The sequence below is a fragment of the Streptomyces sp. KLMMK genome (assembly GCF_036961605.1).
Lineage (GTDB): Bacteria > Actinomycetota > Actinomycetes > Streptomycetales > Streptomycetaceae > Streptomyces > Streptomyces telluris.
The window spans coordinates 1-7,219 of sequence record NZ_JBAMDC010000335.1; the positions used below are offsets into that span (position 1 = coordinate 1).

The 7,219-nt window shown below is 73.0% G+C and carries 7 protein-coding genes; all 7 read left to right on the plus strand.

Going from position 1 to position 7,219, the window contains the following annotated elements:
• A partial coding sequence (locus V7793_RS30075; RefSeq protein ID WP_336012396.1) for a bifunctional ornithine acetyltransferase/N-acetylglutamate synthase occupies window positions 1-129 on the plus strand: 129 nt, incomplete at its 5' end.
• Window positions 126-1,052 (plus strand): acetylglutamate kinase, encoded by a 927-nt coding sequence (gene argB / locus V7793_RS30080; protein ID WP_336012379.1) that lies wholly within the window; start codon window positions 126-128, stop codon window positions 1,050-1,052. The genes V7793_RS30075 and argB, both read left to right, overlap by 4 nt.
• The gene (locus tag V7793_RS30085; protein ID WP_336012382.1) at window positions 1,049-2,269 is read left to right on the plus strand and encodes an acetylornithine transaminase; all 1,221 of its coding nucleotides are present in this window, start codon (window positions 1,049-1,051) and stop codon (window positions 2,267-2,269) included. Before argB ends, V7793_RS30085 begins: the two co-directional genes overlap by 4 nt.
• Before the next feature lie 148 nt (window positions 2,270-2,417).
• Window positions 2,418-3,845: a lysine N(6)-hydroxylase/L-ornithine N(5)-oxygenase family protein gene (locus V7793_RS30090; protein ID WP_336012385.1), complete on the plus strand. Its 1,428-nt coding sequence runs from the start codon at window positions 2,418-2,420 to the stop codon at window positions 3,843-3,845.
• Between the two features lie 205 nt (window positions 3,846-4,050).
• A complete protein-coding gene (locus tag V7793_RS30095; RefSeq protein WP_336012388.1) occupies window positions 4,051-4,305 on the plus strand; it encodes a phosphopantetheine-binding protein in 255 nt (84 codons plus the stop codon).
• A gap of 43 nt (window positions 4,306-4,348) precedes the next feature.
• Window positions 4,349-5,332: an ABC transporter substrate-binding protein gene (locus V7793_RS30100; RefSeq protein WP_336012391.1), complete on the plus strand. Its 984-nt coding sequence runs from the start codon at window positions 4,349-4,351 to the stop codon at window positions 5,330-5,332.
• A gap of 79 nt (window positions 5,333-5,411) precedes the next feature.
• Window positions 5,412-7,219 (plus strand): condensation domain-containing protein (locus tag V7793_RS30105; protein WP_336012394.1); only part of this gene is annotated, 1,808 nt, incomplete at its 3' end.

A 7,219-nucleotide genomic window follows, 5' to 3' on the forward strand; every position in this document is an offset into this window, starting at 1 on the left:
AAGGCCGACCTGAGCCCCCGCCAGGTGCGCATCACCGCCGACCTGGCCGAGGGCGGCGAGTCCGCCGTCATCTGGGCCAACGACCTCACCGCCGACTACGTCCACGAGAACAGCGCGTACTCCTCATGAACAACAAAGCCCGTACCGTCATCGAAGCCCTGCCCTGGCTCCGGCGCTTCCACGGCAGGACCGTCGTCATCAAGTTCGGCGGCAACGCCATGGTCGACGAAGACCTGAAGGCCGCCTTCGCCCAGGACGTCGTCTCGCTGCGCTACGCGGGGCTGCGCCCCGTGGTGGTGCACGGCGGCGGCCCGCAGATCAGCGCGCAGCTGGACCGGCTGGGTCTGGAGTCGGAGTTCAAGGCCGGCCTGCGGGTGACCACCCCGGAGGCCATGGACGTCGTCCGCATGGTGCTCGCCGGGCAGGTGCAGCGCGAACTCGTCGGCCTGATCAACCGTCACGGTCCCTTCGCCGTCGGTCTGACGGGCGAGGACGCCCACACCATGACGGCCACCAAGCGCTACGCCGACGTCGACGGCGAACGCGTCGACATCGGGCTCGTCGGCGAGATCGTGGCGGTGGATCCGGAGACTCTGGAAGCGCTCCTGGCCTGCGGCCGCATCCCCGTCGTCTCACCCGTCGCGCGGGGCGCGGACGGCGAGATCTACAACATCAACGCCGACCTGGCCGCGGCCGCGCTCGCGGAGGCCCTGGGCGCCGAGAAGCTGATCGTCCTCACCGACGTCGAGGGCCTCTACGCGGACTGGCCCCGCAGCACGGACGTCATCCGCCGTCTGACGGCCGGTGAGCTGGAGGCCCTGCTGCCCGGCCTGGCCAGCGGGATGGTGCCGAAGATGGAGGGCTGCCTGCGGGCCGTGCGCGGCGGGGTGGGCACGGCGCACGTCCTGGACGGGCGGGTCCCGCACTCCCTGCTGCTGGAGGTCTTCACGGGCGAGGGCGTCGGCACGGCCGTCGTCCCCGATCCGCCACCGCCCGCGGCAGCGGTCGTCGCCGGGCCGGCCGGCGCCGTCCGCGAGAGGGTGCCGGCGTGAGCGCGCGGCGGACTCAGGGTCCGGCCCCCGGCCGGAGCGGCGCCGCACTGGCGAGCCGGTGGAAGGGCGCGCTGATGGACACGTACGGCACGCCTCCGCTGGCGCTGGTGCGCGGCCGGGGCGTGACCGTCGAGGATGCGGACGGCCGCAGGTACCTCGACTTTATCGGCGGCATCGCCGTCAATGCGCTGGGCCACGGGCATCCGGCGGTCGTGGAGGCGGTCGGACGGCAGCTCGCGCTCCTCGGCCACGTGTCTAACCTGTACGTGGCCGAGCCGCCCGTACGGCTGGCCGAGCGGCTGCTGGAACTGGCCGGTCGCGAGGGGCGGGTGTTCTTCTCCAACTCGGGTGCGGAGGCCGTCGAGGCCGCGTTCAAGATCGCGCGGAGGACGGGGCGCCCCCACATGGTCACCGCCGTCGGAGGCTTCCACGGCCGCACGATGGGGGCCCTGGCGCTCACGGGTCAACCCGCCAAGCAGGAACCCTTCCTGCCGCTGCCCGGCGAGGTGAGTCACGTCCCGTACGGGGACGTGGGCGCGCTGCGGGCCGCGGTGAGCGAGCGGACGGCGGCGGTGGTCCTGGAGCCCGTACAAGGGGAGAACGGCGTCGTGCCGGCGCCGCCCGGGTACCTGCGGGCCGCCCGGGAGATCACCGAGGCCGCCGGGGCGCTGCTGGTGCTGGACGAGATCCAGACGGGCATGGGGCGCACCGGGCACTGGTTCGCCCACCGGGCCGCCGGAGCGGAAGCCGGGCCGGAAGTCGAGCCGGACGTCGTGACCCTCGCGAAGGGGCTGGGCGGCGGGCTGCCGATCGGGGCCACCCTCGCCTTCGGGCGGGCCGCCGAACTGCTGACGCCCGGTCAGCACGGCTCCACGTTCGGCGGGAACCCGGTGACATGTGCGGCCGCGCTCGCCGTGCTCGCCACGATCGAGGCCGACGGCCTGCTGGAGCACGTCCGGCGCGTGGGCGAGCGGCTGCGGGCCGGCATCGAGGCGACGGGCCATCCGCTGCTGCGCGAGGTGCGGGGAGCGGGTCTGCTCCTGGGCGTGGTCCTCACCGAGCCGGTGGCGGCGCGCGCCCAACTCGCCGCCCAGGAGGCGGGGTTCCTGGTGAACGCGCCGGCCCCGGACGTCCTGCGGCTCGCCCCGCCGCTCATCCTCACCGAGGGGCAGGCGGACGCCTTCGTGGCGGCGCTGCCGGGGATCCTGGGCTCCTGACGCCCCGACTTGACACCCCACCTGGCCGGAAAGTTAGGTTAGGCTAACCTAAGCTTCAAGTTCTTGGGTTGCCCCCACCACGCCCCTGACCTGCACAGCAGGCAGATGCCGGCCTCGTGGGAACGAGCAACACAACGAAAGGATGAGCATGTCGGTACGGCGCGGGGACACCGCACACACGGGGTGCGGCCCCATCGAGGACCTGGTCGGCATAGGCTTCGGCCCCGCCAACCTGGCCCTCGCCATCGCGATCGACGAGCACAACCGCCGTAACCCCGGCAGCGCGATCCGCGCGGGCTTCCTGGAGCGCCAGCAGCGGTTCGGCTGGCACCAGGGCATGCTCATCGAGGGCGCCACCATGCAGGTGTCCTTCCTCAAGGACCTCGTCACCATGCGGGACCCCGGCAGCCGCTTCTCCTTCCTGCACTACCTGCAGGAACGCGGCCGGCTCGCCGACTTCATCAACCAGAAGACGTTCTTCCCCACCCGCGTCGAGTTCCACGACTACTTCGAGTGGTGCGCGGGCGAGTTCGCCTCCGTCGTCGACTACGGCCGGGCGGCCGTCGCCCTGCAGCCCGTACGGAACGACGGCGTCACCGAGCACGTGGACGTCGTCTCCCGCAGCGTGCAGGACCCGGCCGACGAGAGCGTCCGCCGCACCCGCAACATCGTCCTCGGCACGGGCCTCACCCCGCGCGTCCCCGAAGGCGTCTCCCTCGGGCCGCACGTCTGGCACAACCGCGACCTGCTCTTCCGCTCCGCGGAGCTCGCCGGCCGGCCGCACCGCCGCTTCGTCGTCGTCGGCGCCGGCCAGTCCGCCGCCGAGAGCGCCGAATACCTGCACCGCACCTTCCCCGACGCCGAGGTCTGTGCCGTCTTCTCGCGCTACGGCTACAGCCCCGCCGACGACAGCCCCTTCGCCAACCGCATCTTCGACCCCGCCGCCGTCGACCACTTCTACGACGCCCCCGAGGACGTCAAGCAGGCGCTGCTCGACTACCACGGCAACACCAACTACTCCGTCGTCGACGGCGAGCTGATCGAACAGCTCTACCGCACCGCGTACCAGGAGAAGGTCCAGGGGCGCGAGCGGCTGCGCATCCTCAACACCAGCCGGCTCACCGCCGTCGAGGACGTCCGCGGCGGCGGAGCGCGCGCCGTGATCCGCTCGCTCGCCTCCGGCGAGGACTTCACCCTCGACTGCGACGCCGTCGTCCTCGCCACCGGCTACCGGCCCGCCGACCCGCGTCAGCTCCTCGGCGAGCTCGCCGGGGAATGCCTCACCGACGAGCAGGGCCGGCTCCGCATCGACCGCGACCACCGCGTGATGACCACCGGCCGGATCCGCGCCGGCATCTACCTCCAGGGCGGCAGCACCGAGCACACGCACGGCATCACGTCGACCCTGCTGTCGACGCTCGCGGTGCGCTCCGGGGAGATCTGCGGGTCGCTGCTGCGCGGTGTCCAGGCCGACGGCGGCCCGGCCCTCGCGGACGGCGGTTCCGGTGTCCTGGCGGACGGGGATGCCCGGGCGGCCGGGGCGCCCGCCGGCGAACTGGCGGTCCAAGTCGGCTGATCCGGTGGACCGGTGGGGCTCATGAGGTGGTGGGGCCCGGCGCGTCGGGGCCGTCCCCCATCCGGCCCCGCCGGTCCGGCACCGCCGTGCCCGCACCAGCCCCTGCCGCACCGGTTCGCCCCGTCCCCACTTCACCCCGCACCCCCTCCGCGCGGCCGCCCGCACGCCCGCCGCCCCTCTTCCCGTCTCCCCCGAAGGGATCCCCATGCCCTCCCCCTCCCCCTCCCTCTCGCTCGACTCCGTCCGTCTCGACGTCGCCGCCGTGCTCGGCGAGGAGCCCGCGGACGTTCCCGTCGACGAGAACCTGCAGGACCTCGGCCTCGATTCCATCCGCGTGATGACCCTCGTCGAGCGGTGGCGGGCCCACGGCAACGCCGTCGAGTTCGCCGAACTCATCGAGGCCACCCCCACCGTCCGCGGCTGGTACGAGCACCTGTCCGCCGCCGCGCCCGCCTCCTGACCTCCCGCCCGCCCCCTCACCCGCGCACCGTCCTAGGAGAACCATGAACCCCCGTGCCGCCCGCGGCCGTACCGCCGCCGCCCTCGCCGGTGCCGCCGCCCTGCTGACCCTGACCGCGTGCGGCGGCAACAGCTCGAGCGCCTCCGAGGCCGGGGACGGGGGCAAGGAGGGCGGCAAGGGCCGGGTGATCGAGGCGACCAACGGCAAGGTCACCGTGCCCGCCGCGCCCAAGCGCGTCGTGGGCATCTCCTACGCCACCGGCGCCCTGCTGGACCTCGGCGTCGAGCCCGTCGGCACGAGCGCCATCGACGAGAACAACCCCGTGGAGCTGCTGCCTTCGCAGACCGAGCGGGCCAAGAAGATCACCTCGATCGGCTCGGGCATCGAGACGAACATCGAGAAGGTCGCCTCGCTCAAGCCCGACCTGATCGTCGTCGAGGGCGCCACCGCCTTCGACTGGAACGTCAAGAAGCTCGAAGGCATCGCGCCCACGCTCTACTTCGGCATCAAGACGCCCGTCGACCTGCTCAACGCGCAGGAGAAGATCGCGCAGGCCGTCGGCAAGGAGGACGTCTTCACCAAGCTGAAGACGGACTACCGGCAGAAGGCCGAGAAGATCAAGAACACCTACGGGGACAAGCTCAAGTCCGTGAACTGGGCCGTCGCCTCCTCCTACGGCAACGGCGAGTTCATCGTCGACACCCGTACGTCGTGGGTGGGCCGCATTCTCGCCGACGCCGGTGCCAAGTTCGCCAAGGCGGCCGACGACGGCAAGGAGCACGAGGTCACCTACTCCCAGGAGAAGATCGAGGTCCTGTCGGACGCCGACGTGATCCTCGTACCGCGCGCGGCCGCCACCGGCGAGGTGTCCAAGGAGGTCAAGGAGCTCCAGGACAAGCCCTCCTGGAAGCTGCTGAAGGCGTCGAAGGACAACCGCGTCCTGCCGGTCACCTACGCCACCGCCGACCGCTACGGGACCTCGATCGACGTCCTCGACCAGATCGAGAAGGTCCTCAAGGGTCTCTAGCCCTCCCGGATCCCCCCCCGCCTCACTCCGTATCAGTACCCCCACCCTCCCCGTACCACGAACGACCCGGAAGGCCGGCATGTCAGAGGTGACCAGCGACGCAGGACGGTTCCTGGAGCTCACGCGAGCCCAGGAGGGAGTGCTGGCGGCGCAGCGGATCGACCCCGACAACCCCAGCTACAACGTCGGCCAGTACGTGGAACTCCGGGGCGCGGTCGACACCGGCGCCCTGGAGGAGGCCCTCCGCCGCACCCTCGCCGAGGCCGACGGCCTGCACGTCCGGCTCGCCCGGCGCGACGGGCGCACCGTCGCGCTCCCGGTCCCCTTCGACGCCGCCGCCTGGCACCTGCCCCGCCTCGACACCACCGGCGCGGCCTCCCCGGTCGACGCCGCCGTGGAACTCGTCCGCGACCAGCTCGCCTGCCCGCCGCGCCTGGAGCCCACCGACGGCGCCGGCGCGGCGCCGGCCCTGACCGGCTCCCTGCTGGTGACCGTCGCCCCCGACCACCACCTGTGGTTCCAGTACTTCCACCACCTCGTCATCGACGGCTACAGCGTCGCCCTCTTCACCCGGCGCGTCGCCGCCGTCTACACCGCCCTCGTCCGCGGCGAGGAGGTGTCCGCCTCCCCGTTCGAGCCCGTGGCCCGGCTGGCCGAGGCCGACGCCGCCTACCTCGCCTCCGGAAAGCCGGAGAACGACCGCGCCTACTGGACCGCCCGGCACGCCGGCCGCCCGCGCGTCACCGGCCTGACCGAGCAGACCGCGCAGGCCTCCCGGACGTCCCTGCGCCACCGCACCAGCCTCGGGGCCGAGCGCTCCGCCGCCGTCCTGGACCGCGCGGCCGCCGTCCGCGGCACCTGGGCGGAGGCCGCCACCGCCGCCGTCGCCGCCTACCTGCACCGCATGACCGGCACCACCGACGCCGTCCTCGGCATGCACTTCATGGCCCGCAGCGCCCCGGGCACCATGCGCGTGCCGGGCATGGCCGTCAACGTGCTGCCCGTCCGCCTCGCCGTCGAGGGCTCCGACACGCTCGCGGACCTGATCCGGCGCGCCGCGGGCGAACTCAAGGACGCCCGCCGCCACCAGCACTACCGCGGCGAGGACATCCGGCGCGACCTCGGCCTCGTCGGCAGCGACGAGCGGCTCCACGGGCCGATGCTCAACCTCAAGCCCTTCGACCTCGACCTGGACTTCGCCGGCATCCCCGGACTCACCGTCAACCTCGCCTCCGGGCCCGTCGAGGACCTGTCGGTGTCGGTCAGCAAGAGCCCCGACGACGTCCTCCACCTGGAGTTCGACGCCAACCCCGTGCTCTACGACGCCGCCTCCCTCGCCGCGCACGCCGAGCGCTGCACCGACCTCATGGGACGCCTCGCCGCCGACCCCGCCCTCACCCTGGACCGGGCCCGGCTCCTCGCCGACGGCGAGTACGAGAACGTCCTGCACACCTGGAACGCCACCGGCCACGCCGTCACCCCGGCCACCCTGCCCGGGCTCATCGCCGAGCGGGCCGCGGCCGAACCCGGCGCGACCGCCGTCGTCTTCGAGGACGAACACCTCACCTACCGCGAACTCGACGCGCGGGCCGGCGCGCTGGCCCGTACGCTCACCGCCGCCGGCGCGGGCCGCGGCACGATCGTCGCCGTCGCCGTGCCGCGCTCGGCCGAGCTGATGGTCGCCCTCCTCGGCGTCCTGAAGTCCGGCGCCGCCTACCTGCCGCTGGACACCGACTACCCCGCCGAGCGGCTCGCCGCCATGGTCGAGGACGCGGCCCCCGTCCGTGTCGTCACCGTCCCCGCCGTCCTCGACCGCCTCCCGCAGGCCGCCCGCGAGGCCGCACTGCTGCTGGACGACACAGCTGACGACACAGCTGACGACACAGC